The sequence below is a fragment of the Escherichia sp. WS1368 genome, from assembly GCF_046487485.1.
Lineage (GTDB): Bacteria > Pseudomonadota > Gammaproteobacteria > Enterobacterales > Enterobacteriaceae > Escherichia > Escherichia coli.
The window spans coordinates 1-514 of the sequence record NZ_JBJQJI010000055.1; the positions used below are offsets into that span (position 1 = coordinate 1).

At 53.7% G+C, this 514-nt stretch carries 1 rRNA gene; it reads left to right on the plus strand.

The annotated features are described in order from the left end of the window. Positions 1-504 (plus strand): 16S ribosomal RNA (locus tag ACJHYD_RS24535); the annotation flags it as partial. Positions 505-514 lie beyond the last annotated feature (10 nt).

The following is a 514-nucleotide window of genomic DNA, read 5'->3' on the forward strand; positions in this document are numbered from 1 at the left end:
GTGAGACAGGTGCTGCATGGCTGTCGTCAGCTCGTGTTGTGAAATGTTGGGTTAAGTCCCGCAACGAGCGCAACCCTTATCCTTTGTTGCCAGCGGTCCGGCCGGGAACTCAAAGGAGACTGCCAGTGATAAACTGGAGGAAGGTGGGGATGACGTCAAGTCATCATGGCCCTTACGACCAGGGCTACACACGTGCTACAATGGCGCATACAAAGAGAAGCGACCTCGCGAGAGCAAGCGGACCTCATAAAGTGCGTCGTAGTCCGGATTGGAGTCTGCAACTCGACTCCATGAAGTCGGAATCGCTAGTAATCGTGGATCAGAATGCCACGGTGAATACGTTCCCGGGCCTTGTACACACCGCCCGTCACACCATGGGAGTGGGTTGCAAAAGAAGTAGGTAGCTTAACCTTCGGGAGGGCGCTTACCACTTTGTGATTCATGACTGGGGTGAAGTCGTAACAAGGTAACCGTAGGGGAACCTGCGGTTGGATCACCTCCTTACCTTAAAGAA